Annotated in this window: 14 protein-coding genes; 13 read left to right on the top strand and 1 reads right to left on the bottom strand. The window is 71.2% G+C overall.

Annotated features, from left to right (window positions below):
• Window positions 1-53: 53 nt before the first annotated feature.
• The 13 genes from ACZ6JS_RS25575 to pgi all read left to right on the top strand — a co-directional run bounded on the left by ACZ6JS_RS25575 (window position 54) and on the right by pgi (window position 15,856).
• Window positions 54-662, top strand: a complete 609-nt coding sequence (locus tag ACZ6JS_RS25575; RefSeq protein ID WP_469301269.1) for a papain-like cysteine protease family protein — start codon at window positions 54-56, stop codon at window positions 660-662.
• 5 nt (window positions 663-667) lie between these two features.
• A complete protein-coding gene (locus ACZ6JS_RS25570) occupies window positions 668-1,477 on the top strand; it encodes a hypothetical protein (protein ID WP_469301582.1) in 810 nt (269 codons plus the stop codon).
• Between the two features lie 234 nt (window positions 1,478-1,711).
• Entirely contained in the window at window positions 1,712-3,721 is a 2,010-nt protein-coding gene (gene uvrC / locus ACZ6JS_RS25565; RefSeq protein WP_469301267.1) for an excinuclease ABC subunit UvrC, read from the top strand.
• The gene (gene rapZ / locus ACZ6JS_RS25560) at window positions 3,718-4,665 is read left to right on the top strand and encodes an RNase adapter RapZ (RefSeq protein WP_469301265.1); all 948 of its coding nucleotides are present in this window, start codon (window positions 3,718-3,720) and stop codon (window positions 4,663-4,665) included. The genes uvrC and rapZ overlap by 4 nt, the downstream gene beginning before the upstream one ends.
• Window positions 4,662-5,717 (top strand): gluconeogenesis factor YvcK family protein, encoded by a 1,056-nt coding sequence (locus ACZ6JS_RS25555; RefSeq protein WP_469301263.1) that lies wholly within the window; start codon window positions 4,662-4,664, stop codon window positions 5,715-5,717. The genes rapZ and ACZ6JS_RS25555 overlap by 4 nt, the downstream gene beginning before the upstream one ends.
• Window positions 5,708-6,703 carry a DNA-binding protein WhiA gene (whiA, locus tag ACZ6JS_RS25550; protein ID WP_030009075.1) on the top strand — a complete coding sequence of 332 codons (996 nt, stop codon included), beginning with the start codon at window positions 5,708-5,710 and terminating at the stop codon, window positions 6,701-6,703. Before ACZ6JS_RS25555 ends, whiA begins: the two co-directional genes overlap by 10 nt.
• 150 nt (window positions 6,704-6,853) lie before the next feature.
• The gene (locus tag ACZ6JS_RS25545) at window positions 6,854-9,814 is read left to right on the top strand and encodes a M14 family metallopeptidase (RefSeq protein ID WP_469301262.1); all 2,961 of its coding nucleotides are present in this window, start codon (window positions 6,854-6,856) and stop codon (window positions 9,812-9,814) included.
• Window positions 9,815-10,046: 232 nt separating this feature from the next.
• Complete coding sequence (gene gap, locus ACZ6JS_RS25540) at window positions 10,047-11,051, top strand: type I glyceraldehyde-3-phosphate dehydrogenase (RefSeq protein WP_469301261.1); 1,005 nt, start codon at window positions 10,047-10,049, stop codon at window positions 11,049-11,051.
• A gap of 127 nt (window positions 11,052-11,178) precedes the next feature.
• Window positions 11,179-12,390 carry a phosphoglycerate kinase gene (locus ACZ6JS_RS25535; protein ID WP_469301259.1) on the top strand — a complete coding sequence of 404 codons (1,212 nt, stop codon included), beginning with the start codon at window positions 11,179-11,181 and terminating at the stop codon, window positions 12,388-12,390.
• A gap of 6 nt (window positions 12,391-12,396) precedes the next feature.
• Window positions 12,397-13,173, top strand: a complete 777-nt coding sequence (gene tpiA, locus ACZ6JS_RS25530; RefSeq protein WP_469301258.1) for a triose-phosphate isomerase — start codon at window positions 12,397-12,399, stop codon at window positions 13,171-13,173.
• A gap of 129 nt (window positions 13,174-13,302) precedes the next feature.
• A complete protein-coding gene (secG, locus tag ACZ6JS_RS25525; RefSeq protein ID WP_469301580.1) occupies window positions 13,303-13,533 on the top strand; it encodes a preprotein translocase subunit SecG in 231 nt (76 codons plus the stop codon).
• A 181-nt stretch (window positions 13,534-13,714) separates the two neighbouring features.
• Window positions 13,715-14,050, top strand: a complete 336-nt coding sequence (locus ACZ6JS_RS25520; RefSeq protein WP_010352468.1) for an RNA polymerase-binding protein RbpA — start codon at window positions 13,715-13,717, stop codon at window positions 14,048-14,050.
• A 150-nt stretch (window positions 14,051-14,200) separates the two neighbouring features.
• The gene (gene pgi, locus ACZ6JS_RS25515; RefSeq protein ID WP_469301577.1) at window positions 14,201-15,856 is read left to right on the top strand and encodes a glucose-6-phosphate isomerase; all 1,656 of its coding nucleotides are present in this window, start codon (window positions 14,201-14,203) and stop codon (window positions 15,854-15,856) included.
• A gap of 68 nt (window positions 15,857-15,924) precedes the next feature.
• Here the strand turns inward: pgi and pgl are convergent, their stop codons facing one another.
• Window positions 15,925-16,707 carry a 6-phosphogluconolactonase gene (gene pgl / locus ACZ6JS_RS25510; RefSeq protein ID WP_469301256.1) on the bottom strand — a complete coding sequence of 261 codons (783 nt, stop codon included), beginning with the start codon at window positions 16,705-16,707 and terminating at the stop codon, window positions 15,925-15,927.
• Window positions 16,708-16,840: the final 133 nt, after the last annotated feature.

Here is a 16,840-nt window from a genome sequence, read left to right as displayed (position 1 = left end):
CAGCGTCCGGACGCGCTCCTCCACCCCCCACTCCCCACCTCGGGAGGAACGCGATGCGCAACCGAAACCGGCGGCTTTCCCCGGCCGCCCTCCTCACCGCCGTTCTCACCGCCCTGCTCCTCGCCCTGCCCGCCGGCACCGCCACCGCTGCCGACGCCGACACGGCGCCCGGCCTCTCCCTGGCGCAAAAGCGCCTGAACATCACCATGCAGGCGCAGCAGAAGACCAACTGGTGCTGGGCCGCGGGCGGCAACACCATCGCCACCTGGTTCGGCCGCAATCACAGCCAGAACCAGTTCTGCAACGCCGCCTTCAACCGCCAGCAGGGCACCGAATGCCCCAACAACCAGGCCACCCTCGGCAACGTCCAGACCGGGCTGCGCTGGGCGGGCATCAACCCCGGCTCCTACGTCAACGGCTGGCTGCAGTACTCCACCGTTCAGACCGAGATCAACGCGAACCGCCCGATCGAAACCCGCATCCAGTGGTCGAACGGCGGCGGCCACATGCATGTCCTCCACGGCTACGACACCGCGAACAACTGGGTCTACTGGGGCGACCCCTGGCCCTCCAGCGACCGATACAACTGGGCCTCCCACGCCTGGTACGTCAACAACAACACCTTCTCCTGGACCCACTCCCTCTACCGGATCGGGGCGTGACCGCCATGACCCTGCGCGCTTCGGCCGCCGCGGCCGTCCTCGCCGCCACCGCCCTCCTGGGGCTCGCCCCGCAGGCCGCCGCCGCGGCCCCCCTGCCGCAGCCCACGGCGGCCACCGCCGAGAACAGGGCGGCCGCGGCGCAGGCGGCGACCGCCCCCGACACCCTGGCCACCCTCTCCCGGTTCTTCGCCCGCGAGGGCAGGGTCTCCGTCACCGCCGCGCAGCCCCGCATCGAGGGTGAGGCGATACCGGTCAACCACCTCTCCCCGGACTTCGTCGCGGCCCGGGAGGGTGCGCCCGTCTCCCGCCTGGAGTTCCTCGCCAGCAAGGCGGTCTCCTCAGACGGCCGGCAGGCCGTCCTGTGGACCGTCCGCACCGATTCCGGCTGGCAGGTCGTGAACATCGCCACCGGCGACGACGAATTCCGCTACGCACAGCTGGGCGCCGCGAAACTGCCCGGCGGGAGCGTCTTCAGGGAACCGCAGATCGACGCCTGGTACGTGGCCGACAGCAGCCGGGTACTGCCGCTGGACGAGGACGCCGTGCGCGCCGTGGGCGCCGGGGGCACCACCCTCGACGCCTACCGGGCGCGGGTGGCCGAGGCGTACGGGGACAAGCTCCCCGGCTCCCCGTACGCCGCCCGCGGCGCCGCGGGCGGCTACGCCGAGGCCGATGCCGCGACGGCTGCCGTGCCTGCTGCCGCCGAGGGCGCGCAGGTGCCGTGGACGGCAGGGGCCGGAGTGGCGCTCGGGGTGCTCGGGGCCCTCGGCGTGACCGCCGTCCGGCGATCCCGCCGGGTGGGCACGCGAGCCTGAGCGGCTGTCTCCCCCCGCAGGGCCCGGCCCGCCCCCACCCCGGGGCCGGGCCCTGCGGGCAGCTCTCCCCGCCGCCCTTCCAACGTTTCCCGGGGCCCGCCCCGGACCCCGCGGCCCCGAACGCCGGCGAGGCCGGTGTGCCCGCGAAGGCCACGCGCCGCGGGCCGTCCGGCTCCGCAGGCCGCCCCGGAGGGCTACGGTCCGTTGTCGGCGCGCGCCAGTAGGGTGGTTGCCATGGCCGACCCTTCCAGCTACCGCCCCCAGCCGGGGCAGATCCCAGACTCCCCGGGCGTCTACCGGTTCCGCGACGAGCACCGCCGGGTGATCTACGTCGGGAAGGCCAAGAGCCTGCGCCAGCGCCTGGCCAACTACTTCCAGGACGTCGCCGGCCTGCACCCCCGTACCGCCACCATGGTCACCACGGCCGCGTCCGTGGAGTGGACCGTGGTCGCCACCGAGGTCGAGGCGCTCCAGCTGGAGTACTCCTGGATCAAGGAGTACGACCCCCGGTTCAACGTGAAGTACCGGGACGACAAGAGCTACCCCTCCCTCGCCGTCACCCTGAACGAGGAGTACCCCCGGGTCCAGGTCATGCGGGGGCCCAAGAAGAAGGGCGTGCGCTACTTCGGTCCGTACGCCCACGCCTGGGCGATCCGCGAGACCGTCGACCTGATGCTGCGGGTCTTCCCGGTCCGTACGTGCTCCGCCGGGGTGTTCAAGCGCTCCGCCCAGATCGGCCGCCCCTGCCTCCTCGGCTACATCGGCAAGTGCTCCGCGCCCTGCGTCGGCCGGGTCACGCCCGAGGAGCACCGCGAACTGGCGGAGGACTTCTGCGACTTCATGGCCGGCCGCACCGGTGCCTACCTCTCCCGGCTGGAGAAGGAGATGCACCTCGCGGCCGAGGACATGGAATACGAGAAGGCCGCCCGGCTGCGCGACGACATCGGGGCGCTGCGCCGGGCGATGGAGAAGAACGCCGTGGTGCTCGCCGACGCCACCGACGCCGACCTGATCGCCGTCGCCGAGGACGAGCTCGAAGCCGCCGTGCAGATCTTCCACGTCCGCGGCGGCCGCGTCCGCGGCCAGCGCGGCTGGGTCACCGACAAGGTCGAGGCCGTCGACACGGCGGGACTGGTCGAGCACGCCCTCCAGCAGCTCTACGGGGAGGAGAAGGGCGAGTCCGTCCCCAAGGAGGTGCTGGTCCCCGCCCTCCCCGAGGACACGCCCGCGCTGGCCCAGTGGCTCGCCGGGCGGCGGGGGTCGCAGGTGAGCCTGCGGATACCGCAGCGCGGGGACAAGAAGGCCCTCATGGAGACCGTCCACCGCAACGCGCAGCAGTCCCTCGCCCTGCACAAGACCAAACGCGCCGGCGACCTCACCACCCGCTCCCGCGCCCTGGAGGAGATCGCCGAGGCCCTGGAGCTGGACGGCGCACCGCTGCGCATCGAGTGCTTCGACATCTCCCACCTCCAGGGGGACGACGTCGTCGCGTCCATGGTCGTCTTCGAGGACGGCCTGGCCCGCAAGAGCGAGTACCGGCGCTTCCAGATCAAGTCCTTCGAGGGGCAGGACGACGTCCGGTCCATGCACGAGGTGGTGTCCCGGCGCTTCCGCCGCTACCTGCTGGAGAAGTCGAAGACGGGGGAGTGGGACCCGCAGGACGGCGAGGACGGGCCCCCCGAGGACGACGGGAAGCCCAAGCGCTTCGCCTACCCGCCGCAGCTCGTCGTGGTCGACGGCGGGCAGCCCCAGGTGGCCGCCGCCAAGCGGGCCCTGGACGAGCTCGGCATCGACGACGTCGCCGTGTGCGGCCTCGCCAAGCGGCTGGAGGAGGTCTGGCTGCCCGGCGAGGACGACCCCGTCGTCCTGCCCCGCACCAGCGAGGGCCTCTACCTGCTCCAGCGGGTACGTGACGAAGCCCACCGCTTCGCCATCCGGTACCAGCGCAGCAAGCGCGGCAAGCGCCTGAAGTCGGGGCCGCTGGACGAGGTGCCCGGCCTCGGCGAGAGCCGCAAGCATGCCCTGGTGAAGCACTTCGGTTCGGTGAAGAAGCTGAGACAGGCGACAATCGACCAGATCTGCGAGGTCCCCGGCATAGGACGGAAGACGGCCGAAACCGTGGCCGCGGCCCTCGCCGGGGCGGTCCCCGCCGGTCCTGCCGTCAACACGGCCACAGGAGAGATCATTGAGGATGAGAACCCCGCGCCAGCGGGAGCATCGTCCGAACGGGGGACCGAGCAATGACCGAGCACGAGACCGCGCACGACCGAGACGGAGCACAGGTGAGTACGGGCACGACAGTGGAGCCCGGCGAGATCGCCGAGGCGGGCATCCCCGAGCTGGTGATCATCTCCGGCATGTCCGGGGCCGGCCGCAGCACGGCGGCCAAGTGTCTGGAGGACCTCGGCTGGTTCGTCGTCGACAACCTCCCGCCGGCGCTGATCCCGACCATGGTGGAGCTCGGCGCCCGCTCCCAGGGCAACGTGGCCCGCATCGCGGTCGTCGTCGACGTCCGCGGCCGGCAGTTCTTCGACGCCCTGCGCGAGTCCCTCGCCGACCTCGACAACAAGGGCGTCACGCGCCGCATCGTCTTCCTGGAGTCCTCCGACGACGCGCTGGTCCGCCGTTTCGAGTCGGTGCGCCGCCCGCACCCGCTCCAGGGCGACGGCCGCATCACGGATGGCATCGCCGCCGAGCGCGACCTGCTGCGCGAGCTGCGCGGCGACGCCGACCTGGTGATCGACACCTCCAGCCTGAACGTGCACGAGCTGCGCGCCAAGATGGACGCCCAGTTCGCCGGGGACGAGGAGCCCGAGCTGCGGGCCACCGTGATGTCCTTCGGCTACAAGTACGGCCTCCCCGTCGACGCCGACCTCGTCGTCGACTGCCGCTTCATCCCCAACCCGCACTGGGTCCCGGAGCTGCGCCCCTTCACCGGGCTCAACGAGGAGGTGTCGGGGTACGTCTTCAGCCAGCCCGGCGCCAAGGAGTTCCTCGACCGCTACACCGAGCTGCTCCAGCTCATCGCCACCGGCTACCGCCGCGAGGGCAAGCGCTACGTGACCATCGCGGTCGGGTGCACCGGCGGCAAGCACCGCAGCGTCGCCATGTCCGAGAAGCTCGCCGCCCGCCTCGCCTCCGAGGGAGTCGAGACCGTCGTCGTCCACAGGGACATGGGGCGCGAGTGACCGCACGGACCCCGCGGCTGAGCCGTCTGCGCCGCCTCACCCCGGGACGGGGAGAGGAAGGCGCGGGCCGCTCCGGCCGCCGGAGGGGCGCCACGCCCAAGGTGGTCGCGCTCGGCGGCGGACAGGGCCTGTCGGCCTCCCTCGCAGCCCTGCGCCGGATCACCGGTGACCTCACCGCCGTGGTCACCGTCGCCGACGACGGCGGCTCCAGCGGACGGCTCCGGGAGGAGCTCGGCGTGCTGCCGCCCGGCGACCTGCGCAAGGCGCTGGCAGCGCTGTGCGGGGACGACGACTGGGGCCAGACCTGGGCCCGGGTCATCCAGCACCGCTTCCAGTCCGAGGGCGACCTGCACGGGCATGCCGTCGGCAACCTGCTGATCGTCGCCCTGTGGGAACAGCTCGGCGACCCCGTCCAGGCCCTCGACCTGGTGGGACGGCTGCTGGGCGCACAGGGCCGGGTGCTGCCGATGTCGGCGGTGCCGCTGGAGCTCCAGGCCCTGGTCAGGGGTCACGACCCGGCCCGCCCCGAGGACGTCGACACCGTCCGCGGGCAGGCCACCGTGGCCCTGACCCCGGGCGAGGTGCTCTCCGTACAGGTCGTGCCGAGCGGCCCGCCGGCCGTGCCGGAGGCCGTCGCGGCGGTGCTGGACGCCGACTGGGTGGTACTGGGCCCGGGCTCGTGGTTCTCTTCCGTGATCCCGCACCTGCTGGTCCCGGAACTGCTGGACGCGCTCGTCGAGACCAAGGCCCGGCGTGTCCTGTCGCTGAACCTCGCGCCGCAGCCCGGCGAAACAGAGGGCTTCTCTCCGCAGCGTCATTTGGAGGTTTTGGCCCGACACGCCCCTAAACTCGCCCTGGACGTGGTGCTGGCCGACGAGGCCGCCGTGCCCGACCGCGAGTCCCTTGCCGATGCCGCGAAACGGTTCGGTGCCGCGGTCGAGCTGGCGCCCGTGGCCAGGCAGGACGGCTCGCCCAAGCACGACCCGGAGCTGCTGGCCGCCGCGTACGACCGTATTTTTCGGATGCATGGAAGGATCGGCCCATGGCGATGACGCCTGCGGTGAAGGACGAGATCTCCCGCCTGCCCGTCACCCGGACCTGCTGCAGGAAGGCGGAGGTCTCGGCGATCCTTCGGTTCGCGGGCGGGCTGCACCTGGTGAGCGGCCGCATCGTCATCGAGGCGGAGCTGGACACCGGGATCGCCGCCAGACGTCTGCGCAAGGACATCCTGGAGATCTTCGGCCACTCCTCGGACCTCGTGGTCATGGCGCCCGGCGGACTGCGCCGCGGCAGCCGCTACGTGGTCCGCGTCGTGGCCGGCGGTGACCAGCTGGCGCGCCAGACGGGCCTCGTGGACGGCCGCGGACGCCCCATCCGGGGTCTTCCCCCGCAGGTGGTCTCCGGGGCCACGTGCGACGCAGAGGCGGCGTGGCGCGGCGCCTTCCTGGCCCACGGCTCGCTCACCGAGCCGGGCCGGTCCTCCTCCTTGGAGGTCACCTGCCCCGGCCCGGAGGCCGCCCTGGCCCTGGTGGGCGCCGCCCGCAGGCTCTCCATCGCCGCGAAGGCGCGCGAGGTGCGCGGAGTGGACCGGGTCGTGGTCCGCGACGGCGACGCCATCGGCGCACTGCTGACCCGCCTCGGCGCGCACGAGTCGGTCCTGGCCTGGGAGGAGCGGCGGATGCGGCGCGAGGTGCGCGCCACCGCCAACCGCCTCGCCAACTTCGACGACGCCAACCTGCGCCGCTCGGCGCGGGCCGCCGTGGCCGCCGGCGCCCGCGTGCAGCGCGCGCTGGAGATCCTCGGCGAGGAGGTCCCGGAGCACCTCGCCGCGGCCGGCCGGCTGCGCATGGAGCACAAGCAGGCATCCCTGGAGGAGCTGGGCGCGCTCGCCGACCCGCCGCTGACCAAGGACGCGGTCGCCGGCCGCATCCGGCGTCTGCTGGCGATGGCCGACAAGCGGGCCCAGGACCTCGGCATCCCGGGCACCGAGTCGAACCTCGACCTCAGCGAGGAGATGGCCGACAACATGGCCGGATAAGTCCTCGGGCCGGGAGACCGCCTACGGCAGAAGGGGCTCGCGCGATCACTCGTGCGGGCCCCTTCACGGTATGCCCCATTGACATGAGCATGGGCCGGTCTTGAGTCTGGCGTCCGAACCTTTCGTGGCAGCCGACGCCCAGGGGGGCACATGAGTCACCGCGCGAGAGTCGTCCTCGCCGCAAGCGCACTCGTTCTCGGAACCACACTCGCCGCGCTGCCCGCGGCGGCCCAGGCCCGGCCCGGTACCGCCGGCGCGTCCGGCGCCGAGGAGGTGCGGGTCTACGACGCCGACATCACCAGGGAACAGGTGCCGCTCGTCCTCGCCGCCGGCCAGGACGCCCATGAGCTCACCGAGCGGGCCCCGGAGACCGGGACCGCCCGGGTCGAGCTCTTCCTCACCGGAGCCCAGGCCGGCGAGCTCGCGGCCCGGGGCGTCAAGCTCGCCGAGCGCAAGGTCCCGGCTCAGGGCACGGCCCGGGCCAAGGCCGCGGGCGACGGCGTGTTCCGCCCGTACAGCGGCAAGGGCGGCCTCCAGGAGGAGATCCTGCGCACGGCCGGGGAGAACCCGGCGCTCACCAAGGTCGTCTCCATCGGCAGGACCGTCCAGGGCAAGGACATCCTCGCCCTCAAGGTCAGCAAGAACGCGAAACGGACCAGGGACGGCTCAAAACCCTCCGTGCTGTACATGTCGAACCAGCACGCCCGCGAGTGGATCACCCCCGAGATGACCCGGCGGCTGATGCACCACACCCTCGACAACTACGGCAAGGACCAGCGGATCACCAAGCTGGTGGACTCCAGCGAGCTGTGGTTCCTGCTCAGTGCCAACCCCGACGGCTACGACCACACGCACGCCGCCGAAAGCCAGCGGCTGTGGCGCAAGAACCTGCGCGACAACAACGGTGACGGGAAGATCACCACCGGCGACGGGGTCGACCTCAACCGCAACTTCGCCTACAAGTGGGGCTACGACAACGAGGGCTCCTCACCCAACCAGGCCGGCGAGACCTACCGAGGCCCCCGGGCCTCCTCAGAGCCCGAAACCGTCGCCCTCGACGCCTTCGAGAAGCGCATCGGCTTCGAGTACGCCGTCAACTACCACTCCGCCGCCGAGCTGATTCTCTACGGCGTCGGCTGGCAGGTGGCCACCCCCACCCCCGACGACGTGGCCTACAAGGCCCTCGCCGGCACCCCCGAGAACCCGGCGGTCCCGGGCTACTACCCGCAGGTGTCCTCGGAGCTCTACACCACCAACGGCGAGGCCGACGGCCACGGCGCCAACGTCAACGGCATCATGATGTTCACGCCGGAGATGACCACCTGCCAGACCGCCTCCGCGAGCGACCCGAACGACCCGTGGAGGCCCGAGGACTGTGCCTCCGGCTTCAACTTCCCGGACGACGAGAAGCTCATCCAGGAGGAGTTCGCCAAGAACGTCCCCTTCGCCCTCGCGGTCGGCGAGAGCGCCGCGCACCCGGACCGCCCGGCGTCCTCCGTCGGCCTGAGCGCGGCCGACTTCACCCCGGACCCCTTCACCATCTCCTACGCGGCCCGCGGACAGGGCCAGGAGGTCGCCGTCACGGCCCGCAAGGCGCTCAAGGACAAGGAGCTCAACTACCGGATCAACGGCGGCCGCACGCACGACGAGGACCTCGAGGCCTGGAAGGGCGGCGACGTCTACGGAGGCGAGGACAACAACTGGTTCGACGAGTACCGCGCCGAGGTCGAGGGCGCCCGGCCGGGCGACGAGGTCGAGGTCTGGTTCACCGGCCGTGACCGCTCCGGCAGGCAGGTCTCCAGCGAGCACTTCACGTACACGGTCGCCGAGCGTCCGCGCGCTGACGTCCTGGTGATCGCCGAGGAAGGGGGCGCCGCCCAGCACGCCCAGAAGTACGTCGAGGCGCTGCGGGCCAACGGCCGGTCCGCCGCCGTCTGGGACGTCGCCGTCCAGGGCGTCCCGCACCACCTCGGGGTCCTCTCCCACTTCGGCACGGCCGTCCACTACACGGGTGCCAAGTCGCCCGGCGGCGAAACACAGTTGGCGGTGCGCGACTTCCTCAACGAGGGCGGCCGGCTGATCGAGGCCGGCGAGCTGGCGGGCGGCAACGCCCAGGTGGGCCGCGCCGTGACCAACGACTTCAGCCAGTACTGGCTGGGTGCCTACGGCCGCACCAGCACCCCCGGCGCCACCGGCTTCGCCGGCACCGGAGCCCTGCAGGACGCCAAGGGCGGCCTCGGCGACGCCGCGGGCAACCCGCTGAACGCGCCCGGCGCCTACACGGTCACCTCCGACACACTGGCGCCCGCGCAGTTCCCGCAGTTCAAGAGCGCGCAGGCGGGTCAGTACACCGGGATCACGAACCCCTACGCCCCCTACGCCGGCGCCGGGATGGCCTCGGCGCTGCACACCGACAGCGACTGGAAGCGGCTCGTCCGCACCATCGACCTCACCGGCGTCACCGCGGCCGACAGGCCCCGGTTGAAGCTCGCCCTGAACTGGAACACGGAGGAGGGCTACGACCACGCCGCGCTGGAGGCCCGCAGCGCCGGCGGCGACGACTGGACCACGCTCCCGGAGGCGGGCGGGCTGAGCAGCTCGGCCGTCCCGGAGGAGTGCGCGGCCGGATTCTTCATCAACGGCCACCCGTTCCTGCGCCGCTACCTCACCCTGGACGGCGGCGGCTGCAGCCCGCAGGGCACCAGCGGCCGGTGGAACACCTTCACCGGGTCCTCCGGCGGCTGGAAGGAGGTCTCCTTCGACCTGAGCGCCTACGCGGGCCGTTCCGTCGAGCTCTCGCTCTCCTACATCACCGACCCGGGCTCGGGCGGACGCGGCGTCTTCGCGGACGAGGCGCGCCTGTCGACCGTCGGCGGGGAGCAGGCGGGCGAGGGGTTCGAGACCTCCCTCGGCGCCTGGGCGGCCCAGGGCGCGCCTGCCGGCAGTCCCGACGTCGCAGGCGACTGGTCCCGCACGGCAGAGCTCTTCCGCTCCTATGCCTCGGTGACCACGCGTGACACCGTACTTCTGGGCTTCGGCCTGGAACACCTGCCCGCGGCGGCGGACCGCGCCCTACTCGTCGGTAAGGCGCTCCGCTCGCTCAACCGCTGATCAGCGCCATCCTCCACGCTCACCCAGAGTGACCGGGGCCCAGGCTCCCGGGGCCCGCGCCGGTGCGTCCGGAGCGGGCCCCGCAGGGGATACCCCGGCGAAGTGGGGGGAGTGTCAGCCCTCGACCGATGTCACCCAGAAGCTCACGGAGAGGTAGGGTCGTAAGCGGTCGGGGACATCCCATTTCAGCTCGCCAGCGCTCTCACCGGCGCACCAACGAGGAGATCGGTTCGTGACGATCCGCGTAGGCATCAACGGTTTTGGCCGTATTGGCCGCAACTACTTCCGGGCCCTCCTGGAGCAGGGAGCGGACATCGAGATCGTCGGTGTCAACGACCTGACTGACAACGCCACCCTGGTGCACCTTCTCAAGTACGACACCATTCTGGGCCGCCTCAAGGCCGAGGTGTCCCACACCGACGACACCATCACCGTCGGCGGCAACACGTTCAAGACCTTCGCCGAGCGCGACCCCGCGAACCTCCCCTGGGGCGAACTGGGCGCCGACATCGTCATCGAGTCGACCGGCATCTTCACGAAGAAGGCCGACGCCGCCAAGCACCTCGCGGCCGGCGCGAAGAAGGTCCTCATCTCGGCTCCGGCCAAGGACGAGGACATCACGATCGTGATGGGCGTCAACCAGGACAAGTACGACGCGGCCAACCACCACGTCATCTCCAACGCGTCATGCACCACGAACTGCGTGGCGCCGATGGCGAAGGTCCTGGACGAGAACTTCGGCATCGTCAAGGGCATGATGACGACGGTCCACGCGTACACCAACGACCAGCGCATCCTGGACTTCCCGCACTCGGACCTGCGCCGCGCCCGCGCCGCCGCCGAGAACATCATCCCGACCTCCACCGGTGCCGCCAAGGCCACCGCCCTAGTCCTCCCGCAGCTCAAGGGCAAGCTGGACGGCATCGCCATGCGCGTCCCGGTCCCGACCGGCTCGGTCACCGACCTCGTGCTGGAGCTCGACCGCGAGGTCACCAAGGACGAGATCAACGCCGCCTTCCAGAAGGCCTCCGAGGGCCAGCTGAAGGGCATCCTCGACTACACCGAGGACGCGATCGTCTCCTCCGACATCGTGAACTGGCCGGCGTCCTGCACCTTCGACTCCTCCCTGACCATGGTCCAGGGCAAGCAGGTCAAGGTCGTCGGCTGGTACGACAACGAGTGGGGATACTCCAACCGCCTCGTGGACCTGACCGTCTTCGTCGGCGGCCGGCTCTGAGTTTCCCGGGCTGACACCACGATGTGAAGCACAGGGTCCGGGCCGCGCGACGATGCGCAGTCCGGACCCTGTAGCTTGCCAGTCGTTCTTCGCCCCCGACACGGGCGCCCAAAGGAGTCAGAAACACATGAAGACGATCGACGAACTGCTCGCCGAAGGCGTCAAGGGCAAGCGGGTCTTCGTCCGCGCGGACCTCAACGTCCCGCTCGCCGAGGGCACCATCACCGACGACGGCCGCATCCGCGCCGTCCAGCCCACGATCGCGAAGCTCGCCGAGGCCGGCGCCCGCGTCATCGTGGCCTCGCACCTCGGCCGCCCCAAGGGCGCCCCGGACCCGGCCTTCTCGCTCGCGCCGGCCGCCGCGCGCCTCGGTGAACTGCTCGGCGCGGACGTCGCGTTCGCCACCGACACCGTGGGCTCCTCCGCCAAGGAGACCGTCGCCGCCCTCACCGACGGCACGGTGGCCGTCATCGAGAACCTCCGCTTCAACGCCGGCGAGACCTCGAAGGACGACGCCGAGCGCGGCGCCTTCGCCGACCAGCTCGCGGAACTGGCCGACATCTACGTCGGCGACGGCTTCGGCGCCGTCCACCGCAAGCACGCCTCGGTCTTCGACCTGCCCAAGCGGCTCCCGCACGCGGTCGGCCAGCTCATCGCCACCGAGGTCGGCGTCCTGAAGAAGCTGACGGACGAGGTCAAGCGGCCCTACGTCGTGGTCCTCGGCGGTGCCAAGGTCTCCGACAAGCTCGCCGTCATCGACGAGCTGCTCGGCAAGGCCGACCGCCTCCTGATCGGCGGCGGCATGGCCTACACCTTCCTCTACGCCAAGGGCTACGAGGTCGGCATCTCCCTGCTCCAGAAGGACCAGGTCGAAAAGGTCAAGGAGTACATGGCCCGGGCCGAGTCCACCGGCGTCGAGCTCGTCCTGCCGGTCGACATCCTGGCCTCGACGGAGTTCCCCGACCTCAAGGGCAAGAGCCCGGCCGAGTACACCACCGTCGACGCGGACAAGATCCCCGCCGACAAGGAGGGTCTGGACATCGGTCCCAAGACCCGCGAGCTGTACGCCTCGAAGATCGCCGACGCGGCGACCGTGTTCTGGAACGGTCCCCTGGGCGTCTTCGAGCACCCCGACTACGCCGGAGGCACCCGCGCGATCGCGCAGGCCCTCGTCGACAGTGACGCCTTCACCGTCGTCGGCGGCGGCGACAGCGCCGCCGCGGTCCGCACGCTGGGCTTCGACGAGAACGCTTTCGGCCACATTTCGACCGGTGGCGGCGCCTCCCTCGAGTACCTCGAGGGCAAGACGCTCCCCGGCCTCGCCGCCCTGGAGGGCTGAACCCGCATGACCACCCGCACCCCGCTCATGGCGGGCAACTGGAAGATGAACCTCAACCACCTCGAGGCCATCGCCCACGTCCAGAAGCTCGCCTTCGCGCTCGCCGACAAGGACTACGACGCCGTCGAGGTCGCGGTCCTGCCGCCCTTCGTCGACCTGCGCTCCGTCCAGACCCTGGTCGACGGCGACAAGCTGAAGATCAAGTACGGTGCCCAGGACATCTCCGCGCACGACTCCGGCGCCTACACCGGCGAGATCTCCGGCCCGATGCTGGCGAAGCTGAAGTGCACGTACGTGGCCGTCGGCCACAGCGAGCGCCGCCAGTACCACGGCGAGACCGACGAGATCTGCAACGCCAAGGTCAAGGCCGCCTTCAAGCACGGGATCACCCCGATCCTGTGCGTCGGCGAGGGCCTGGACATCCGCAAGGCCGGCCAGCAGGTCCCGTACACGCTCGCCCAGCTCGACGGCGGCCTGAAGGACGTCCCGGCCGAGCAGGTCGAGTCCATCGTGATCGCCTACGAGCCCGTCTGGGCCATCGGAACCGGCGAGGTCGCCACCCCCGAGGACGCCCAGGAGGTCTGCGGGGCGATCCGCGGCCGCCTCGCGGAGCTGTACTCGCAGGAGCTGGCCGACAAGGTCCGCATCCAGTACGGCGGCTCCGTGAAGTCCGGGAACATCGCGGCGATCATGGCCCAGCCCGACGTCGACGGCGCCCTGATCGGCGGCGCGGCGCTCGACGCGGACGAGTTCGTCAAGATCGTCCGCTTCCGCGACCAGTGAGTATGCGGTAGGGCCGATCCGTCGTACCCTTGCGGGGGCCAGGGGCTGGACCACCAGCCGCTGGCCCCCGCGCACATCCCGCAAAGCCGGAAAGCCTGAAAAGCCAGAAAGTAGGAATCAGCCGTGATTATGGGGTTCTCGATCGCCCTGATCGTCTTCAGCGCCCTGCTGATGCTGCTCGTGCTGATGCACAAGGGCAAGGGCGGCGGCCTCTCCGACATGTTCGGCGGCGGCATGCAGTCGTCGGTCGGCGGCTCCTCCGTCGCGGAGCGGAACCTGGACCGCATCACCGTCGTCGTGGGTCTGCTCTGGTTTGCGTGCATCGTCGCGCTCGGCCTGGTGATGAAGTCGAGCACCTGACCGTTCTCGCCATTCCGGCAGTCCGGTCGGCATCGCCCGACCTATGATGAGGCTGGCGTTCACGACGTGGAATCAGTAACTCCGCTCACTGGACGTGCGTTGGGCCTTACGTAGACTTGGGCGCTCCGCGGCGGAAATTCCACTCATACTCCGCGGCACCATCACGCAGGGAGTTACGACCGTGGCAAGTGGCAACGCGATCCGTGGTAGCCGGGTCGGAGCGGGGCCGATGGGTGAGGCGGAGCGCGGCGAGTCCGCGCCCCGCCTGCGCATCTCCTTCTGGTGCTCGAACGGGCACGAGACGCAGCCGAGCTTCGCCAGCGACGCGCAGGTGCCGGACACCTGGGACTGCCCGCGCTGCGGGTTCCCGGCCGGCCAGGACCGGGACAACCCGCCCGCGCCGCCGCGCACCGAGCCGTACAAGACGCACCTGGCGTACGTGCGCGAACGGCGCTCGGACGCCGACGGCGAGGCGATCCTCGCCGAGGCGCTCGCCAAGCTCCGGGGCGAGATCTGACACCGCCCGGCGAATGTGACGTGAGGCCCGGCCCCGCAGGAAGCTCTCCTGCGGGGCCGGGCCTCTTTGTGTGCGTTGCGTCGCTTGTGATCCCTTAAGTTGGTGAACGGCGGGGCACGACAGGACGGAAGAAACGGGTTGATGTCGGAGATGAACGCAGAGAGCAGGGCGAAGCTCAACCGGACGCCGGAGTGGCTGGCACTCGGCAAGCACCGGGAGGAGTTCGGGCACACGCACCTGCGGCAGCTGTTCGAGGAGAATCCCGGCCGCGGCGCCGGCTACACCCTGAGGGTCGGGGACCTGCACATCGACTACTCCAAGCACCTCGTCACCGACGAGACGCTGGAGCTGCTGCGCGAGCTGGCCGCGGCGACAGGAGTGGCCGAACTGCGCGAGGCCATGTTCCGCGGCGAGAAGATCAACACGACCGAGGACCGGGCGGTCCTGCACACCGCGCTGCGGGCGCCGGCCGACGCCGTCGTCGAGGTGGACGGCGAGGACGTCGTCCCCGGCGTGCACGCGGTCCTCGACAAGATGGCGGCCTTCTCCGAGCAGATCAGGTCGGGGGCCTGGACCGGCTTCACCGGCAAGCGCATCAGGAACGTCGTCAACATCGGCATCGGCGGCTCCGACCTGGGCCCCGCGATGGCCTACGAGGCCCTGCGCGCCTTCGCCGACCGCGGCCTGACCGTGCGCTTCGTGTCCAACGTCGACGGCGCGGACCTGCACGAGGCCGTGCGCGACCTGGACCCCGCCGAGACCCTGTTCATCATCGCCTCCAAGACCTTCACCACCATTGAGACCATCACCAACGCCACGTCGGCGCGCGGCTGGCTGCTCGCGGGCCTGGGCGGTGACCAGGCCGCCGTGGCACGGCACTTCGTGGCGCTGTCGACCAACGCGGAGAAGGTCACCGCGTTCGGCATCGATCCGGCCAACATGTTCGAGTTCTGGGACTGGGTCGGCGGACGCTATTCCTTCGACTCCGCCATCGGGCTCTCCCTCATGATCGCGATCGGTCCGGGCGCCTTCCGCGACCTGCTGGCCGGCTTCCGCCTGATGGACCAGCACTTCCGTACGGCGCCCGCCGAGGAGAACGCCCCGCTCCTGATGGGCCTGTTGGGGATCTGGTACGGCGCCTTCTTCGACGCCCAGTCGCACGCCGTGCTCCCCTACAGCCACTACCTCTCCCGCTTCACCGCGTACTTGCAGCAGCTGGACATGGAGTCCAACGGCAAGTCCGTGGACCGCGACGGCAATCCGGTCGACTGGCAGACCGGCCCGGTGGTCTGGGGCACGCCCGGCACCAACGGCCAGCACGCCTACTACCAGCTGATCCACCAGGGCACGAAGGTGATCCCCGCGGACTTCATCGGCTTCGCCAAGCCGGTGGCCGAGCTGGAGGCGGCCCCGGCGGCCCAGCACGACCTGCTGATGGCCAACTTCTTCGCGCAGACCCAGGCCCTGGCCTTCGGCAAGACGGCCGACGAGGTCCGCGCGGAAGGCGCGCCGGAGTCGCTGGTCCCGCACAAGACCTTCCACGGCAACCACCCGACGACCACCATCCTGGCCACGGAGCTCACCCCCGGTGTGCTCGGCCAGCTGATCGCCCTCTACGAGCACAAGGTGTTCGTCCAGGGCGCCGTGTGGAACATCGACTCCTTCGACCAGTGGGGCGTCGAGCTCGGCAAGGTCCTCGCCAAGCGCGTCGAGCCCGCACTGACCGAAGGGGCGGACGTGCCCGGCCTTGATCCCTCCACGCAGGAGTTGGTCGCCACCTACCGGAAGCTGCGCGGACGCAGCTGACGCACGCGCCAGGGGCCCGCTCTCCCGGGGAGGGCGGGCCCCTGGTGCCGGCTCCTGCCGGGCGACCGTCAGGAGGAGGCCGGAGGGTACATCCCGGACGGCAGCTTGGCCGCCGCCGCGCGGTCCAGGAGCCACAGGGTGCGCGAGCGCCCGTACGCCTCCGCGGCCGGAGCCTGCACGCCGCCGGCGCCGCCGAGGGCGATGGAGACCGCTCCGGCCTTGTCCTCGCCGGCCGCCAGCAACCAGACCTCCCGGGCCGCCCGGATGGCCGGGAGGGTCAGCGAGATCCGGGTGGGCGGGGGCTTGGGCGCGCCGTGCACGCCGACCACCGCGCGCTCGGTCTCCCGGGTCGCCGGGTGCTCGGGGAAGAGCGATGCCACGTGCGTGTCCGGGCCGACGCCCAGCATCAGCACGTCGAAGCGGGGAACCGGACCGTGGTCCTCCGGGCCGGCCGCCCGCGCCAGCTCGGCCGCGTACGCGGCGGCCGCCGCGTCCACGTCGGCGCCGTACGGGCCGTCCGAGGCCGGCATGGCGTGCACGCGGGCGGGATCGACCGGGACGGAGTCCAGGAGGGCCTCGCGGGCCTGGGTGTGGTTGCGCTCGGGGTCGTCGGCGGGCAGGTAGCGCTCGTCGCCCCACCACAGGTCGAGCCGGTGCCAGTCGATCGCGTCGCGGGCAGGGGCGGTGGCCAGCGCGGCGAGCAGGCCGTTGCCGTTGCGCCCGCCGGTGAGGACCACGGACGCGGTGCCGCGGGCCGCCTGAGCATCCACGATCTTCGTGATGAGCCGGGCCGCGGTGGCCTGGGCCATCAGTTCCTTGTCCCGGTGGACGACGACCTGAGGAGTCGTCATACCCATGTGCTGCCGCCTTCTGTGGAGTTCAGGGGGCCGAGGCCGTCGCGCGGTGCTCCTCCCCGCCCCGCCCCTTCATCGCTTCCGGAGACCCGGTTCGGGAAGAGGCGGGGCGGGGTGGGGGAAGGCCTCC

This window comes from Streptomyces sp. NPDC046349, from assembly GCF_055587885.1.
The sequence above is the reverse complement of the archived record's forward strand: the minus strand, read 5'-3'. Positions and strand labels throughout refer to the sequence as shown.